Source organism: Roseateles aquatilis, assembly GCF_002205645.1.
GTDB classification, from domain to species: Bacteria; Pseudomonadota; Gammaproteobacteria; order Burkholderiales; family Burkholderiaceae_C; genus Roseateles; species Roseateles aquatilis.
Window position 1 is genome coordinate 280,827 of sequence record NZ_NIOF01000010.1, and the last position, 14,237, is coordinate 295,063.

General features: G+C 68.1%; 19 protein-coding genes. 18 read left to right on the forward strand and 1 reads right to left on the reverse strand.

The window, feature by feature from the left end; translation table 11 throughout:
• Positions 1–3: 3 nt before the first annotated feature.
• The 17 genes from CDN99_RS20080 to CDN99_RS20160 all read left to right on the forward strand — a co-directional run bounded on the left by CDN99_RS20080 (position 4) and on the right by CDN99_RS20160 (position 13,362).
• Positions 4–612, forward strand: coding sequence for a DUF416 family protein (locus tag CDN99_RS20080; RefSeq protein ID WP_088386661.1), 609 nt, complete (start codon positions 4–6; stop codon positions 610–612).
• A 420-nt stretch (positions 613–1,032) separates the two neighbouring features.
• On the forward strand, positions 1,033–1,362 hold the full coding sequence (locus CDN99_RS20085; protein ID WP_088386662.1) for a hypothetical protein: 330 nt from the start codon (positions 1,033–1,035) through the stop codon (positions 1,360–1,362).
• Positions 1,363–1,384: 22 nt separating this feature from the next.
• Positions 1,385–1,711 carry a hypothetical protein gene (locus CDN99_RS20090; RefSeq protein WP_088386663.1) on the forward strand — a complete coding sequence of 109 codons (327 nt, stop codon included), beginning with the start codon at positions 1,385–1,387 and terminating at the stop codon, positions 1,709–1,711.
• A gap of 21 nt (positions 1,712–1,732) precedes the next feature.
• The gene (locus CDN99_RS20095) at positions 1,733–2,089 is read left to right on the forward strand and encodes a hypothetical protein (protein WP_088386664.1); all 357 of its coding nucleotides are present in this window, start codon (positions 1,733–1,735) and stop codon (positions 2,087–2,089) included.
• Positions 2,090–2,487: 398 nt separating this feature from the next.
• A complete protein-coding gene (locus tag CDN99_RS20100; RefSeq protein WP_088386665.1) occupies positions 2,488–3,372 on the forward strand; it encodes a hypothetical protein in 885 nt (294 codons plus the stop codon).
• Positions 3,373–3,382: 10 nt separating this feature from the next.
• Positions 3,383–3,985 carry a hypothetical protein gene (locus CDN99_RS28720; RefSeq protein ID WP_088386666.1) on the forward strand — a complete coding sequence of 201 codons (603 nt, stop codon included), beginning with the start codon at positions 3,383–3,385 and terminating at the stop codon, positions 3,983–3,985.
• Positions 3,986–3,997: 12 nt separating this feature from the next.
• The gene (locus CDN99_RS20110; RefSeq protein WP_088386667.1) at positions 3,998–6,379 is read left to right on the forward strand and encodes a secretin GspD/PilQ domain-containing protein; all 2,382 of its coding nucleotides are present in this window, start codon (positions 3,998–4,000) and stop codon (positions 6,377–6,379) included.
• 2 nt (positions 6,380–6,381) lie between these two features.
• On the forward strand, positions 6,382–6,912 hold the full coding sequence (locus tag CDN99_RS20115) for a type II secretion system protein (protein WP_238139615.1): 531 nt from the start codon (positions 6,382–6,384) through the stop codon (positions 6,910–6,912).
• An 11-nt stretch (positions 6,913–6,923) separates the two neighbouring features.
• Positions 6,924–7,361, forward strand: a complete 438-nt coding sequence (locus tag CDN99_RS20120) for a type II secretion system protein (RefSeq protein ID WP_088386701.1) — start codon at positions 6,924–6,926, stop codon at positions 7,359–7,361.
• Between the two features lie 40 nt (positions 7,362–7,401).
• Complete coding sequence (locus tag CDN99_RS20125; protein WP_141100885.1) at positions 7,402–7,827, forward strand: type II secretion system protein; 426 nt, start codon at positions 7,402–7,404, stop codon at positions 7,825–7,827.
• Positions 7,824–8,282, forward strand: a complete 459-nt coding sequence (gspG, locus tag CDN99_RS20130) for a type II secretion system major pseudopilin GspG (RefSeq protein WP_088386669.1) — start codon at positions 7,824–7,826, stop codon at positions 8,280–8,282. The genes CDN99_RS20125 and gspG overlap by 4 nt, the downstream gene beginning before the upstream one ends.
• Positions 8,283–8,411: 129 nt before the next feature.
• The gene (locus CDN99_RS20135; protein ID WP_088386670.1) at positions 8,412–9,641 is read left to right on the forward strand and encodes a type II secretion system F family protein; all 1,230 of its coding nucleotides are present in this window, start codon (positions 8,412–8,414) and stop codon (positions 9,639–9,641) included.
• Between the two features lie 98 nt (positions 9,642–9,739).
• A complete protein-coding gene (locus tag CDN99_RS20140; protein WP_141100886.1) occupies positions 9,740–11,440 on the forward strand; it encodes a GspE/PulE family protein in 1,701 nt (566 codons plus the stop codon).
• On the forward strand, positions 11,424–12,146 hold the full coding sequence (locus tag CDN99_RS20145) for a hypothetical protein (RefSeq protein ID WP_088386671.1): 723 nt from the start codon (positions 11,424–11,426) through the stop codon (positions 12,144–12,146). Before CDN99_RS20140 ends, CDN99_RS20145 begins: the two co-directional genes overlap by 17 nt.
• Entirely contained in the window at positions 12,143–12,661 is a 519-nt protein-coding gene (locus CDN99_RS20150) for a hypothetical protein (protein WP_088386672.1), read from the forward strand. The genes CDN99_RS20145 and CDN99_RS20150 overlap by 4 nt, the downstream gene beginning before the upstream one ends.
• 25 nt (positions 12,662–12,686) lie before the next feature.
• Positions 12,687–13,007: a hypothetical protein gene (locus CDN99_RS20155; protein WP_238139616.1), complete on the forward strand. Its 321-nt coding sequence runs from the start codon at positions 12,687–12,689 to the stop codon at positions 13,005–13,007.
• 28 nt (positions 13,008–13,035) lie between these two features.
• Positions 13,036–13,362, forward strand: a complete 327-nt coding sequence (locus tag CDN99_RS20160) for a hypothetical protein (RefSeq protein ID WP_202820300.1) — start codon at positions 13,036–13,038, stop codon at positions 13,360–13,362.
• Positions 13,363–13,377: 15 nt separating this feature from the next.
• On the opposite strand, the gene CDN99_RS20165 is transcribed toward CDN99_RS20160, so the two are convergent.
• On the reverse strand, positions 13,378–13,713 hold the full coding sequence (locus tag CDN99_RS20165) for a hypothetical protein (protein WP_141100887.1): 336 nt from the start codon (positions 13,711–13,713) through the stop codon (positions 13,378–13,380).
• A 291-nt stretch (positions 13,714–14,004) separates the two neighbouring features.
• Here CDN99_RS20165 and CDN99_RS20170 point away from each other — a divergent pair.
• Positions 14,005–14,237: hypothetical protein (locus CDN99_RS20170; protein ID WP_141100888.1), on the forward strand; the 233-nt coding region annotated here is incomplete at its 3' end.

A 14,237-nucleotide genomic window follows, 5' to 3' on the forward strand; every position in this document is an offset into this window, starting at 1 on the left:
AAAATGAAAACTTTTGATGAGGAACTGCTGAAGACGGATCTGGCGGAACTTTCTGAAAGGGCAATGCTTGCATTTGCAACGGCGACCGCAACTCGTCAACTTGTGAGCTACGAACTCTATGCCTTAGAGGCGGAGATCCAGGAAGTCAAGCGCCCAAGAGAAATTTTGACTTGCTTGTGGACTGAAATTTCGTACCCTGCAAGTGAACGGGTCGTTTGGTCTGAGCACTTGGAGGAAATGACGAGCTTGCTTCCAGAAGATGGAGATCGATGGACTGTGTGGCATGCTCTTGCGGAGGATGCATTAGCTTCGTTGATGTATGCCATTCGCTGTTTGATGAAGCCAGACGCGCAAGAGGCAGCCTGGGCGGGCCGGAGAGCTTACGAGGCTACTGATCAAGCTGCGATTCGAATGCTTAATCTCGATCCAAACGATTTCGACAGCGAAATTGCTATATCAAGTCATCCGATCGTGCAACGTGAGCTGGCACATCAACGGGAAGACGTTGCGCTGTTACGGGCAGGAGAATTTGAAGTGGTCCGTCATAATTCATATTTGAATGTTATTTTGAATCAACAGGAAATCTCGCTTCTGCGTCAAAAGGGGAGCTAAAACGAGTTTACGGAACATGGGTGAGGCCCAGAACTGAATGGGTCTCTCATATGTATTTCCGCATCGTGGGGTTGTTTTTGATGTATCAGGTGATTCTCAATGTCAGTCGACTGGATTATCCAGGTTGGTCGAAGGTGCTTGTAGTAATACTGGGGAAGTCGCATAAGAGCTTGAGTAATTGGGAAGCGAGCACGGTGCAATTGATGCCTTTTGCGTGGGACGCTTCATTGTAGGATTCGTAACGAAGGCCGCAAAGGAAATGCTGTCTTCTTCTACTTAGTCGTGCCTTCAAGGAAGTAACCGATTTCACAGGATAGGCAAGCACACACGTGACCATGTGACTCGGGTTTGAAGTCAGGCAATAATTTTCTTGTTGAAATAAAAACTATCAAGCGAGGCTGTGAAATAAACGCAACACCCATGAAATCCATCATCACAACCGCATTACTCGGTCTCGCCGGCCTTGCCAATTCCGCTCATGCGGCCATGGTCGTGCTCTCCTCCAATCCTGCCACCTGGCGCGTGGAGAACTACGAAAACGACCGTGTTGTACTCTGGTACACCGGTGTTCCCTGTTCGCAGGGCCAGCTGGTTTTCGGCCCCAACTTCACCAAATCTGATTTGAGTCGCTTTTGGATTACTTATTCGATGGTTCGAACTAGTGGCGTCAAGATGTTCGTCTACTACGACAACGCCGACGCGCCGGCCCGCTGCGTGATCACCAGCTTCGGAATCGACGCCGGGCAATGACATTGAAAAAAGGACAGCCGCCATGAAAAGGTTTCTTCTGATCAGCGCCTTCCTGCTCTCCAGCCTGCCGCTGGTCAGCCACGCCTACACCGAATGCGCGCCCATGCGCCTGACCAAGGTCTGGAGTGACGTCGACGGCAACTTCTTCATCGCCGTCAATGGCGGCTACCTGAACGGCGCGATTCGGGCGACGGCCAATCCGGCGCTGTCGAAACCGGCGATCGCGATCGCCATCGCGGCCTACATGGCCAACCGCAAGGTCATCGTCCGCTACTCGCGGGATGGGGTGAATTGCGATGCGCCGGTCTGGGATGAAGTGATCGGCTCCATCGGCATGGCCGGCGATTGACCCCACGGGAGAAACCTCAACATGACGCTCCGCATCCCTGCCATCGTCTCTTGCCTCCTGACTTTCTCCGCCGTGTCCGTCTGGGCCGGCAGCGGCAACAACCCGCAGGAGGTCATCAGCGTCGGCATTCACGACACTGGTCACGCGATCATCGAGTACGCCGCCACCGGCCATTCCGAGACCTGCGCCACTCCAGGGCACGAGAAACTCGTGCTCATCGAGAAGACCGATCCGCGCTTCAAGTACCTGTATGCCACCGCGCTGGCCGCACCGGCGTCCGGCAAGAAGCTCAACGGATGGGTGGATGGCTGCGTCGATCTTTGGGGTGATGGCCGCGTACGAATCCCAAAAGCGCTGACGCTCGGCCTCGTGCGTTGAGCAGGCCGTCAAACCCCTCATCGACCCGATTCAGTTCGCACTGCGCCCGATCTCGGGTGCTGCCTGCGGTTCATGGGTTGGGCATGCACGACCCGACCCCGCCGCCCTAGGGCAATCCTCTACCCCACCCCCGTCTTCCGTCACGCAAAGATCGATGGCGACACGGTAAAGTCGCGCCTTGGCCGAAGAACACAAGGCCGCCCGGCGGGCACCCGCCGCGGATGAGGGAGGGCAAGATGAAGTTTCCAGACATGCGCGCGACCGGCGTGCCGAGATCTGCCGTGCTTGTCACGGCGACGTGCCCGCGCGTGACCGCCCTCGCGGTCGCGTAGCCCGGAGCCCTCCATGCATTCGGCAGCAGTCCCGGCCGGATCTTCCCGACCCGTCCCGCCCTCGTCATGCGCCTGACTTCCATCGACTGGCGGGCGCTGACGGATCCAGCCACGCTCCAACGACGCATCGCTCAGGCGCCGACCTTCGCGTGGGTCGCCCTGGCGCTGGTGCCGCCGTTGGTTGCCGGCGGACTGTGGCTCGCCGCCCGCCAGGTGGAGCAACGCGCCGATGCCCAACGCCTGGCCACGCGTAGCACGCTCGCCGACCTGCGCGCGAAGGCCGCCGTCACGCCTCCCAGCGATGCCTCGCCCTTCGCCGCCCGACTGCCATTGACGCAGTCCTCCGCGCGCGCCGTCACGCATCTGCGTGAAGCGGCGGAAGGACAGTCCGTGTGGGTGACCGCGATTTCCACCGCGCATCAGCCGGCGACAACCAACACGCTCGGCCGCATGAGCCTCGACTTCAACCTGCGTGGCAGCTATGGGGCGATCAAGACGGTGCTCGCCGAGCTGCTGACGCGCGATGCGCAGCAGGCCGTGCTGCAACAGCTGTCGTTGCGACGCGCGCCCGGTGCCGCGCCGTCCATGTCGTCGGGCGGCTTCAACAACGCCGGTGCCATGAACGGCGCGGGTGCGATGGCGGGAAACGGAATCCGTCCGATGAATCCAGGCGGTGATCTGGAAGCCCGCGTCGTCGCGACCTGGCTGAGCCGGCCGCTCGCGGAAAGCGCGACGACGGGCGTGACGCCGCAGACCGCGGTGGCTGCGCCGCGAGCCGCCCCGGCCTCTGGCGCGTCTGCGCCGATGACCAGCGCGCCCGCGGTGTCGAGCGCCTCTGCGGCTTCCTCTCCGATGTCCGTCAAGACCGCAGTGGCGTCCGCGCCGGCTCGCGCGGCCTCCGCCCCCAAGTCCCCGACCGCCCCGACGTCCGCGTCCGCGGTGCGCCGTTGAGGACGTGGCCATGTTCAAGCGCCCTTCGACGTCCATGCCCCCGCCGCCATCGCCCGACACCGGCAATGCCAAGGGGCTGCGCCCCGGCCTGCGTTGGGCGCTCGGCCTGAGCGCCGTGGCGAGCGCCTGGGCCTTGCTGTCTCCCACGGAACCCCCGGTCGTCGCCGCCACCGCGCCCGCGCCGGCCGGGCAGGGCGGCCCGACGCCGACGACACGGCCACCCGCGCCACGCGTCGGCGCCGCGACGCTCGCCCTGGCCGCCGTGCCCGCGCGCCTGCCCGACCAGCCGCTGGAGCCCGCCGACCGCGATCCCTTCTCGGTCCCGCAGCCGCCTGCGCCGCCACCGCCTCCGCCGCCACCTCCACCGCCGCCGCCGCCTCCACCCGCGGCGCCGCCGTTGAACTACCGCTACCTCGGCCAACTGATCGACCCGCAGGGCCAGCGCAAGGTCTACCTGGCGCGGCCGGACAAGGACCTGCTCGTCGAGGCCGGCACCCGGCTCGACGAGGGCTACCGCGTCGAGTCCATCACCGACGACGAGATCCGCCTCATCTACGAACCCCTGCAACAGCGTGCCGTGATCCGCATCCCGCCGGCCGCGCCGTCGCCCTGACTCGACTGCCCGATGCTCCAGAGACCCGACCGCTTCCGTCCGCCGACCCGCCATCGCGCCTGCACCGCCAGCGCGCTCGCGGTGCTGCTCCTGATCGCGGGCTGCGCCGAGAACCGCATCCGCGACGAGTCCCGCAAGGCCATGGCCGGCGGGCAGTATCAGCAGGCGCTCGCCACGCTGGAGGACGGCGTCAAGGAGTTCCCCGACAGCACCGCCATGCGCAGCTCGCTGCTGCAGGCTCGCAACGACGCGCAGATGCGGCTGATCACGCAGGCGCTGTCCCAGCGCGCGAGCGGCCAGTACGACGAGGCCACCGCGTCGCTGCGCGAGGCGCTGGCGCTGGACCCCGCCAACGCGCGCGTGCAGGCGCTGCTGTCCGACATGGAGCAGGAGCGCAAAGGCGCCACCGACCTGGCCGCGGCGCAGCAGTGGGTCGACGCCAGGCAGCCCGACCGCGCGCTGCGCGTCCTGGAACAGGCCCTCAAGGACAACCCCCGCCATGGCGGCCTGCAGGACCTGCAGCGCCGGCTGCTCAGCGAGCAACGCGCGGCGCAGGTCCAGGCGCTCAGCGGCGTGCTGACCGAGTCCCGTCCCATCTCGCTCGACTTCCGCGACGCCAGCCTGCGCACCGTGCTCGACGTGGTGACGCGCCACAGCGGCATCAACTTCGTGCTCGATCGCGACGTGCGCGCCGATGTCCGTGTCACCGTGCTGCTGCGCCAGGCCAAGGTCGAGGACGCGCTGGACCTGATCACCTCCAGCAACCAGCTGGCGAAGAAGGTCATCGACTCCCGCACCATCGTCATCTATCCCAACAGCGCCGAGAAGCACCGCGAGTACCAGGAGCAGCTGGTGCGCGTCTTCAACCTCGCCAACAGCGATCCCAAGGGCGCCGCCGCCTTCCTGAAGGCGATGCTGAAGATCCGCGAGCCCTTTGTCGACGAGCGCACCAACATGCTGGCGCTGCGCGACTCGCCCGAGAACATCCAGCTTGCCGAGCGCCTGCTCGCCGTCTACGACAGCGCCGAGCCCGAGGTGCTGCTGGAGGTCGAGGTGCTGGAGGTCAACGCCACGCGGCTGACCGAGCTCGGCGTGAAGTACCCGAGCTCCTTCACGCTCACGCCGTTGGCGCCGCCCGGCAGCAACCAACTGACGCTGGGCAACCTCGATGGCATCGGCCGCGACCGCATCGGCGTCAGCGCGGTGAACCTGCTGGTCAATCTGCGGCGAGAGGTCGGCGACACGTCCACGCTGGCCAATCCCAAGCTGCGCGTGCGCAACAAGGAGAAAGCCAAGATCCTGATCGGCGACAAGATCCCCGTCGTGTCCACGACCACCGGCACCGGCGGCTTCGTGTCGGAGAGCATCAGCTACCTGGAGGTCGGCCTGAAGCTCGATGTCGAGCCCACCGTCTTCGCCGACGACGAGGTCGCGATCAAGATCGCGATGGAGGTCAGCTCGCTGGGCGCCGCGATCAAGACGTCGGCGGGCTCGCTCGCATACCAGATCGGCACCCGCAACGCCAACACACTGCTGCGCCTGCGCGATGGCGAGACCCAGTTGCTCGCCGGCCTGATCAGCCGCGACGAGCGCTCCACCTCCAGCCGCGTGCCGGGCCTGGGCGACCTGCCGGTGCTGGGCCGGCTGTTCTCCAGCCAGCTCGACGACGGCAAGCGCTCCGAGCTGCTGCTCGCGATCACGCCGCGCGTGCTGCGCAACGTCAAGCGCCTCACCGCGAGCGAGGCCGAAATGTGGGTCGGCACCGAGGCCGCGCCCAAGCTGCGGCAGGTCGGCGGGCTGCAGTTCAACACCCCGCAACCGGACAGCAAGCCCGGCGTGCCGGGCGCCCCCACGGCGCCGGGAGCGCCCGGTGCCACCGGTGTGCCGGGCATGCCTGGAACGCCTGCGACGGCGGGCGCGCCCGGGCCGTCGGCCGGGCCGATGCCGGCGCTGCCGGGCCAGCCGGGCCTGTCGCAGCCCAGGCGGCCGATGCTGTCCATCGCCGCGCCCGCCCAGGCCAAGCCGGGCGAGACGATCGAAGTCCGCGTCGACCTGCGCGACGCCAACCTGCGCGGCCTGATGACCGAGGTGCAATACAGCGCCGACAAGCTGACGCTGATCGACGCCGAAGAGGACGAGTACTTCCGCAAGGGCGGGGTGCCGACCAGCTTCAGCAAGCGGGTCGAGGCCGGTCGCGTCAACCTGAGCGTGCTGCGCAACCAGGCGATCGCCACGGAAGGCGCGGGCGTCTCCGGGGGGGCCTTCAAGCTGCGCTTCAAGGCCACCGCCGCCGGCCGTGCCGAGGTGCGCATCAACACCGCCCAGCCGGTCTCGCTGGAGCCCAACGGCGATCGGCCCGCGCTGCCGGCGCCCGCCGTCATCGAGGTGAAGTGACGATGACGCCGCGCCGCGCGATCCTCCGCGACCCCGCGCGCGCCATGGGCGCCGCGGACGGTCGCCGCGCGCGCGGCTTCACGCTGATCGAGCTGCTGGTGTGCCTGGCGATCCTGGGCTTCCTGGCCTCGCTGGCGCTGCCGATGGCGGAGATGACGGTGCAGCGCGAGAAGGAGCGCGAGCTCAAGCGCGCGCTCTGGGAGATCCGCGACGCGCTCGATGCCTACCGCGTCGCGCGAGAGAACGGCGCGGTGCTGGGCCCCAGCGACCGCCCGCCGTATCCGGCCTCGCTGCAGGAACTGACGCGCGAGGTGGCCGACGCGCGCGCGGACCGCCAGGGCCAGACGATCCGCTTCCTGCGGCGCGTGCCGCGCGATCCCTTCGCCGAGGGGGCGCAGCCGGCGGAGCTGAGCTGGGGCCTGCGCGGCTACCAGTCCGATGCGGACAATCCGCAGCCGGGTCCCGAGGTGTACGACGTGCATTCGAAGTCCACGGCGGTCGGCCTCAACGGCGTGCCGTTGAAGCAATGGTGAGGAACACGACGATGCCGCGATCCCATCGACGTCTTCTCGCCCCGGTAAGCGCTCATGCGGGTGGACGTGCCGGCGTCGCGCGCGGCTTCACCGTCATCGAGCTGCTGGTCGTGCTGGCCGCGCTCGCGCTGCTGTTGAGCGTGGCCGCGCCGCGTTATGTGCAGCACCTGGACCAGGCGCGCGATACCGCCCTGCGCCACGACCTGCACACGATGCGCGACGCCATCGACAAGTTCTACAGCGACCAGGGCCGGTATCCGAAGACGCTGGCGGAACTGGTCGAGCGCCGCTACCTGCGCGCGATCCCGATCGATCCGCTGACGCGCAGCACCGACAGCTGGGTGCCCGTGCCGCCGCGCAACGGCACCGCGGAGGGCGAAGGTGTCGCCGACGTGCGCACCGGGGCGCGTGAGATCGCGCCGGACGGGAGCAGTTATGCGTCGTGGTGAGCGGCCCCACCGCGTCGCGCGTGGCTACGGATTGGTGGCGGTGCTGGTGATGCTAGCGCTGGCGTCGGTCGGTCTGTCGGTCGCCGCGCAGTCGTGGGCCGACGCGGCCCGGCGCGACAAGGAGCAGCAGTTGCTGCGCATCGGCGCGCTGTACGTGCAGGCGCTGGAGCGCTACCGCCGCAGCTCGCCGGGCACCGACAAGCGGCTGCCGCTGGAGCTGGAGGAGTTGCTGATGGATCAGCGCTTCGTCGGCACCGTGCGGCATCTGCGGCGGCTCTACCCGGATCCGGTGGGCAGCACCGGCCGCTGGGGAGTGGTGAGGGGAGAGGACGGCCGCATCCAGGGCGTGCACAGCCTCAGCGAGGACGAGCCGTTGATCGAAGGCAGCGTGCGGCGCCCCGGACTGCTGCTGCAGCCGGCGCGTCGCTATTCGGATTGGAAATTCGTCGTGGACTCCGAGAAATGAAACACAGCCAACATCTTCCCGCGCGGCCCGTCGGCCGCACGCACGCGCTCGCCGCGCGCGGCTTCACCTTGTTGGAACTGCTGGTGGTGATCCTGATCATCGGCCTGCTGACCGGCATCGTCGGCCCGCGCTTCCTGAGCCAGATCTCGCGCTCCGAGGTCACCACGGCCAGGGCGCAGCTCGACGCCATCGACAAGGCGCTGCAGGCCTTCCGCATCGACATGGGTCGCTATCCCGAAACCGGCGAGGGCCTGGCCGCGCTGGTGCGCAGTGACGCCAACGACCCACGCTGGCGCGGACCCTACCTGAAGGGCGACCTGCCCAACGACCCGTGGGGCATGCCCTACCAGTACCGCGTGCCGAGCCAGCAACCGGGCAAGGACTACGACCTGCTCAGCTTCGGCCGCGACCGCGTGCAAGGCGGCACCGGCGATGACGCGGACATCCAGCTGTGAGCGCGGATCGCCGCGCTCGCCGATCAGCCGCTTGAGCCGCCGTTGCCCGTGTCTCGATCGTTCCTCGGCCGCCCCTTGACCACCCCTTGACCGCCCCCCGCCCCTTCACCATCGCATGACCGCGCTGCCATGAAGCTCCGCGTCCGCCTGCTCGATCCGGTGCGCATGACCGTCAGCGAAGAGCTGATGGAGGCGCCGTCGCGCGAGGCGCTCGGCGCGCGGCTGCCCGACGGCCGCAAGGTGCTCGCGGCGGAACAAGTCCGCGAGCCCGCCGGCGTCTCCGCCGGGACGGCGCCCGGCGTGGCCGCCGGGGCCGGCGCCGCGCGGGCGCGTGCGCTGGACATCGCGTGGTGGTGCCAGGAGTTGCGCACGCTGCTGGTGGCCGGCATGACGGTGGTGGAGGCGATCGAGACCCTGCATGCGCAGGCCGGGCACGACGCGGCGCGCGCGGAGCTGCAGACCGCGCTGCTGGCGCAACTGCATCAGGGCAAGGCGCTGTCGGTGGCGATGGAATCGCTGGGGCGGTTCCCGATGGTGCTGGTGGCCAGCGTGCGCGCCAGCGAGCGCAGCAGCTCGCTGGCCGAGGCGCTGTCCGAGTACCTGCGGTATCACGAGATGGTGGAGACGCTGCGCAAAAAGGTCGTCAGCGCGGCGATCTATCCGAGCCTGGTGCTGGGCCTGGGACTGCTGGTCAGCGGTTTCCTGATCATCGTGGTGCTGCCGCGTTTCGCCGCGATGTACTCGGACCTGCGCGGCGAGATGAGCTGGTCGACCCACTTGCTGACCGTCGCGAGCGGCTTCGTGCGGGAGCATCGCATCGGCATCCTCGCCGCCGTCGCCGCGCTGGCGGCGCTGGCGGTGGTGGCCTGGCGGCAGGGTGCGATCCAGCGCGCGGCGATGCGCGCCGCCGGCTGGATTCCGCCCGTGCGGCGCGCGATGCGCGAGTTCCGGCTGGCCAAGCTGTATCACTCGATGACGGTGATGTTCCGGGGCGGCTTCACGCTTGACGAGGTGCTGTTGCGGTGCGAGGGCCTGGCGCTGGGCGACGCGATGGACGCCTCGATGCGCGAGGCCCGCACCGCGCTGACGCGCGGGGTGCGTGTGTCCACGGCGTTCTCCGAGTCCGGCCTGACCGACACGGTGACCCGGCGGCTGCTGGCGGTCGGCGAGCGCTCGGGCAACTTCGAGCGCGTGCTGCAGACCATCGCGGAGCGGCATGCCGGCAACTTCGCGGCCTTCATGGACCGGGCGACCCGGATCGTCGAGCCGCTGATGTTGCTGCTCGTGTCGCTGCTGGTGGGGAGCATCGTGGTGCTGATGTATCTGCCGATCTTCGACATCGCGAGCAGCATCCGCTGACCGCCGACCACGTGCACACGCCAGTCCTCGCCAACGCATCGAGCGCCACGCCCAGCAAGACCTCTCTTCTGCCACCCCCATTCGAGAAAGACCTTCAGATGACTGCCGATCAACGCCAGGACTTCCGCGCCGCGCTGCAGGCCGCGCGGCGTCAGGCCGTGCAGACGGCGGCCGGCGGCGGTGACGCGGTGCTGGACCTGCTGCTGCGCGACGACCGGTGGTCTGGCGCGTTGCCGGCGCTGTTGCGCGAGGCCGGGGGCATGGAGATGGTCGTGCCCGGGGCCGGCGTCGTCGTCAAGGGCGCTCGCAACGAGCCCGATGCTGGCGCGGCGGCGGGAGACGCGGTGCCGGATCTGACGCTGTTCGGGCCCGGTGGCGCCACGCTGGCGCGCCAGCTGCAAGCGGTGCCGGTGCGACTCGGCGGTGATCCGGATCGACTGCGGCTCGCGATGGCGGACCCCTGGGACGAGGCGACGCTGCGACGCGCCTCGCAAGCCCTGGGCCGCCGCGTACCCGCGCTGGCGGCGACGCGCGCGCAGCTCGACGGCTGGTGCGGGACGACCACGGCCGGAGCGACAGGCGGCGCGGACGGCGCGAGCCGCATGAACGGCACCAGCGAGGCGGACGGCCCCGTGGTCGCCTTCGTCGATCAGGCGCTGCGCCGTGCCTACGAGATCGGTGCCAGCGACATCCACTTCGAATGCGACCGCCTCGGCGTGACGGTGCGCCTGCGCCGCGACGGCGTGCTGGTGCCGCATGGCCGGCTGGACGGCGCGCGGCGCGCGGAGGAGGCGATCTCCCGCATCAAGGTGCTCGCTCAACTGGACATCACCGAGCGGCGCCTGCCGCAGGACGGTCGCTTCCGCGTGTCGCTGGGCGGGGGCGAGCTGGACCTGCGCGTGTCCGTCATCCCCAGCGTCTTCGGCGAGGACGCGGTGCTGCGGCTGCTGGACAAGGCGCAACTGCGCGATCCGGCGGACCAGGTCTCGCTGGACCTGCTTGGCTTCGACGCGACCGGCGCCGCGATGATCCGCGAGCTCGCCGGCCTGCCGCACGGCATGTTGCTGGTCACCGGGCCGACGGGCAGCGGCAAGACGACGACGGTGTACGCGGCGCTGTCCGAGGTCAACAACGGCATCGAGAAGATCATCACCATCGAGGACCCGGTCGAGTACGAGCTTGCCGGGGTGCTGCAGGTGCCCGTCAACGAGCGCAAGGGCCTGACCTTCGCGAAGGGGCTGCGCTCGATCCTGCGGCACGACCCGGACCGGATCCTCGTCGGCGAGATCCGCGATGCGGAGACGGCGGAGATCGCGGTGCAGTCCGCGCTGACCGGGCACCAGGTGTTGACGACGGTGCACGCCAACAGCGTGTTCGACGTCACCGGCCGCTTCAAGCATTTCGATCTGGACATGTTCGGCTTCATGGCCGCGCTCAACGGCGTGATCGTGCAGCGGCTGGTGCGTTGCGTGTGCCCGGCCTGCGTGGCCGACCGGCCGGCGACCGAGCGGGAGCAGCAGTGGTTCGCCGACATGGGCCTGCCGCGTCCGGCGACGGTGCCGCGGCCGGTGGGCTGCGAGCGCTGCGGCGATACCGGCTACAAGGGCCGCCGCGTGATCGCGGAGGTGCACACGATCGACGACGGCTTCCGTGACCTGGTCACGACGGGCGCGCCGGTGTCGGCGCTGCGCGAGCACGTGTACCGGAAGGGCGTGAGGACCTTGTCGCAACTGGGCGCGGACATGGTGAGCCGGCGAGAGTCGAGCGCGGAGGAGATCAAGCGTGTGGTGGGCTGGTAAGCGGGCCGCGGCCCGGACGGCGGCGATCGCCTATGTGGGCGAGGGCACGGTGCGCCTCGCCCTCGGCGGGACCTTGCTGCTGGCGGCGACGGTCGAGGGCCGCGAGGCGGCGCTGGCTGCGTTGAGCGCGGCGGTACGGGATCTGCCGCGGGGGACGCGGCTGCGCGTCACGGTCGGTGGCGCGATCTGCCGGCCGTACTTGATGCCGGCGGTGGAGGGCGCGGTCGGCGATGCCGACTGGACGGCCATCGCGGCATCGCTGGTCGAGGACGCGACCGGCCTGCCGGCGGACAGCCGCGTGTGGCTCGACGGCGGGCAGGCGTCGCCGCGATTGGCGGTGGCCATCGACGCGGCGTGGTTGCGTGGCATCGAGGCCATCGGCGGCCGGATGCTGGAGAGCGTCCGGCCCTGGTGGGCGTTGGCGATCGAGGCGGCGCGGACCGGGGCGGACTCGTCCGGCGATCTCGCGGGCGTGGCGGTGGCCGACAGCGATTCGCTCGTCCTGCTGCTGGCCGAGGGCGAGACCTATCGCGTCGCGCAGGCGTATGCGCTGGAGGGCGAGCCGGTCGACTCGGTGCTGAGCCGGTCGTTGGTCACGCATGACGTGGACGCGCGCGCAGTCGCGCTGATGCGGCTCGACATGGGCGCGTTGCCCGGGCAGACCGTGGACGAGCGGCTGCCATTCCGATCGGGAGCGCCGACATGAGGCCGTTGAAGGTGGACTTCGCACCCGCACGTCGACCGATCGCGGCGCTGGTCGCGTGGGCGGTGATTTGCGCGTTGCTGACCGTGGGGCTCGGCATCGGCGCATGGCGAGCGTGGGATCGACGGCAGGTATCGGCGGCCCAGGCCGCGGCCGACGCCGAGCAGATCACTCGACTGCAGGCGACCCTGCGCGCGCGAGCCGACCAGGCCGCCGCCGCGGCGGCGCCGCCGAGCTATGCGCGAGACGCCCTGACGGTGGCGCGCACGGCGGTGTTCCCGACGCAGGCGGTGCTGCGCTCGCTGGAAACGGTGGCCGTCGACGGCGTGCGTGTCACGGCCATCGAATTGAATGCGGTGCGGGGTGGTGCTGATGTCAGCCTTGAGTTCGACGACTACAAGGCACTGCTGGCGTATCTGGAGCTCCTCAATGAAGGAGAGAGCATGCAGCGCTGGACGCTGGTCCGGGCCGAAGCCGCCGGGATGAGGCGGCAGGCGGTGATCAGGTCGGTATGGTGATCCATCAACAGGGAGAAATCGAATGATGAAACGGCTGCTGACGGCCGCTGTCCTCGTGACCGCGGCGATGACGACCCATGCCCAGCAATGGGATGGCGTGGTGACCGGGAAGATCTCGGTGATCGACGTGACGGGCGCGGAGAACTATGGATTCCGTGTCTTCATCGGCGGCCAGCAGATGTGCGCCGGGGGCTCGGGTTTCGCGTTCCTCAACAAGTCTGATGACAACTACAAGGCCTATGTCTCGGTGCTCATGATGGCCAAGGCCATGGAGAAGACCGTGGTGATCTTCTCGAAGATGGTCTCGGGGCAATGTCAGATCGGCTACGTATCGATGCAGGGTTGAATCGTTTCAATCAACAGGGAGAGAGTCGATGATCAAGTCCATTGCCAGCGTCGCACTGGCGCTCCTGGCCGTCATGCCGGCCCACGCGGGCAATCAGACCGGACGAATCAAGACCATCACCATTCGCGCTTCGGACGGCTTGGTGTACTTCGTGCTTGAGAACGCGCACCAGGACAAGCCCGCGTGCGCGACGGGGGACTACTGGATGATCAAGGACGAGAATTCCGCCGCCGGCAAGCGTCAGCTGGCGGTGCTGATCGCTGCACGCTCGATGGGGCAGCCGGTCACGGCCATCGGTCCAGGTACGTGCACGCGATGGGCGGACGGCGAGGATCTGAACGAGCTCTACATGTGACGCGAACGCCGCTGCTCAATACAACACCATGTAGCCGGGGGAGGCGTACACCACGTTCTTCTCGCTGCATGCATTGAGCGTCGGCCAATAGAACGTGACGGGCCGCTCCGCCAGCTTGGCCGAGAGCAGCATCGCGAGCGCATTCTTCTTTCTCTCGGACGTTCCCCAGGCAACCTGGCACCAGGCGCCATTGCAGGTGTTGTCCGTCTCGAAGTAGACCTCGCCATTCTCGTGAAGGATGGCGCTCCTGATCTTCTCGGTGCAATGCACGCCGGCATTCACCATCGGCGTGTACATCGATGCCGTCAGGGCCATCGTGGCCGTGATGGCCTGGATCACTGCGCGTTTCATGTTGCCTTCCCAGTGTCTTGTCGATCCCGATTCGAACGGCGCGCATTGTGGCAAGACCTGGCATCGATGGCATGGCAGTTGAACCGTCTCCCCCTTGAGGGGGGAAGTGAGTTCCCTAATGCCGGCCTCTTGACGCCCGCTTAACATCGCGCGTCCGCTTCTAGATGCGCCGCAGTTGCGTCGGAAGCGGGTGCAGACGCCAGGCGGCGCCGCGCGACGGGACGTGAGATCTCCCATGTTCCGTCGTCGAGCCGGCGCGCCTCGAGGAGCTGCTGCTTCAGGGAGATTCGTATGGTTCGGACGGCACGCGCGCCTCTGCGCGCTTGGCTGGCGCTCGCATGCGCCATCGGGATGGGGCTGGGCGCGACGAGCGCCGCGGCCCAGGTCAGCGTTTCCAGCTCGGGCAGCCCGGCCTACGGGCAGGCCATCGCGGTGCCGCCGGGCATCGGCGGGATGCAGCCCAACCTGAGCCTGATGTACGCGGGCGGGGGGGTCAACGGGCCGGTGGGGCACGGCTGGTCGCT

Coding starts and splice junctions, on each gene's coding strand:
- CDN99_RS20080 (WP_088386661.1), top strand. CDS start 4: ATGAAAACTTTTGATGAGGAACTGCTGAAGACGGATCTGGCGGAACTT.
- CDN99_RS20085 (WP_088386662.1), top strand. CDS start 1,033: ATGAAATCCATCATCACAACCGCATTACTCGGTCTCGCCGGCCTTGCC.
- CDN99_RS20090 (WP_088386663.1), top strand. CDS start 1,385: ATGAAAAGGTTTCTTCTGATCAGCGCCTTCCTGCTCTCCAGCCTGCCG.
- CDN99_RS20095 (WP_088386664.1), top strand. CDS start 1,733: ATGACGCTCCGCATCCCTGCCATCGTCTCTTGCCTCCTGACTTTCTCC.
- CDN99_RS20100 (WP_088386665.1), top strand. CDS start 2,488: ATGCGCCTGACTTCCATCGACTGGCGGGCGCTGACGGATCCAGCCACG.
- CDN99_RS28720 (WP_088386666.1), top strand. CDS start 3,383: ATGTTCAAGCGCCCTTCGACGTCCATGCCCCCGCCGCCATCGCCCGAC.
- CDN99_RS20110 (WP_088386667.1), top strand. CDS start 3,998: ATGCTCCAGAGACCCGACCGCTTCCGTCCGCCGACCCGCCATCGCGCC.
- CDN99_RS20115 (WP_238139615.1), top strand. CDS start 6,382: ATGACGCCGCGCCGCGCGATCCTCCGCGACCCCGCGCGCGCCATGGGC.
- CDN99_RS20120 (WP_088386701.1), top strand. CDS start 6,924: ATGCCGCGATCCCATCGACGTCTTCTCGCCCCGGTAAGCGCTCATGCG.
- gspG (WP_088386669.1), top strand. CDS start 7,824: ATGAAACACAGCCAACATCTTCCCGCGCGGCCCGTCGGCCGCACGCAC.
- CDN99_RS20135 (WP_088386670.1), top strand. CDS start 8,412: ATGAAGCTCCGCGTCCGCCTGCTCGATCCGGTGCGCATGACCGTCAGC.
- CDN99_RS20140 (WP_141100886.1), top strand. CDS start 9,740: ATGACTGCCGATCAACGCCAGGACTTCCGCGCCGCGCTGCAGGCCGCG.
- CDN99_RS20150 (WP_088386672.1), top strand. CDS start 12,143: ATGAGGCCGTTGAAGGTGGACTTCGCACCCGCACGTCGACCGATCGCG.
- CDN99_RS20155 (WP_238139616.1), top strand. CDS start 12,687: ATGAAACGGCTGCTGACGGCCGCTGTCCTCGTGACCGCGGCGATGACG.
- CDN99_RS20160 (WP_202820300.1), top strand. CDS start 13,036: ATGATCAAGTCCATTGCCAGCGTCGCACTGGCGCTCCTGGCCGTCATG.
- CDN99_RS20165 (WP_141100887.1), bottom strand. CDS start 13,713: ATGAAACGCGCAGTGATCCAGGCCATCACGGCCACGATGGCCCTGACG.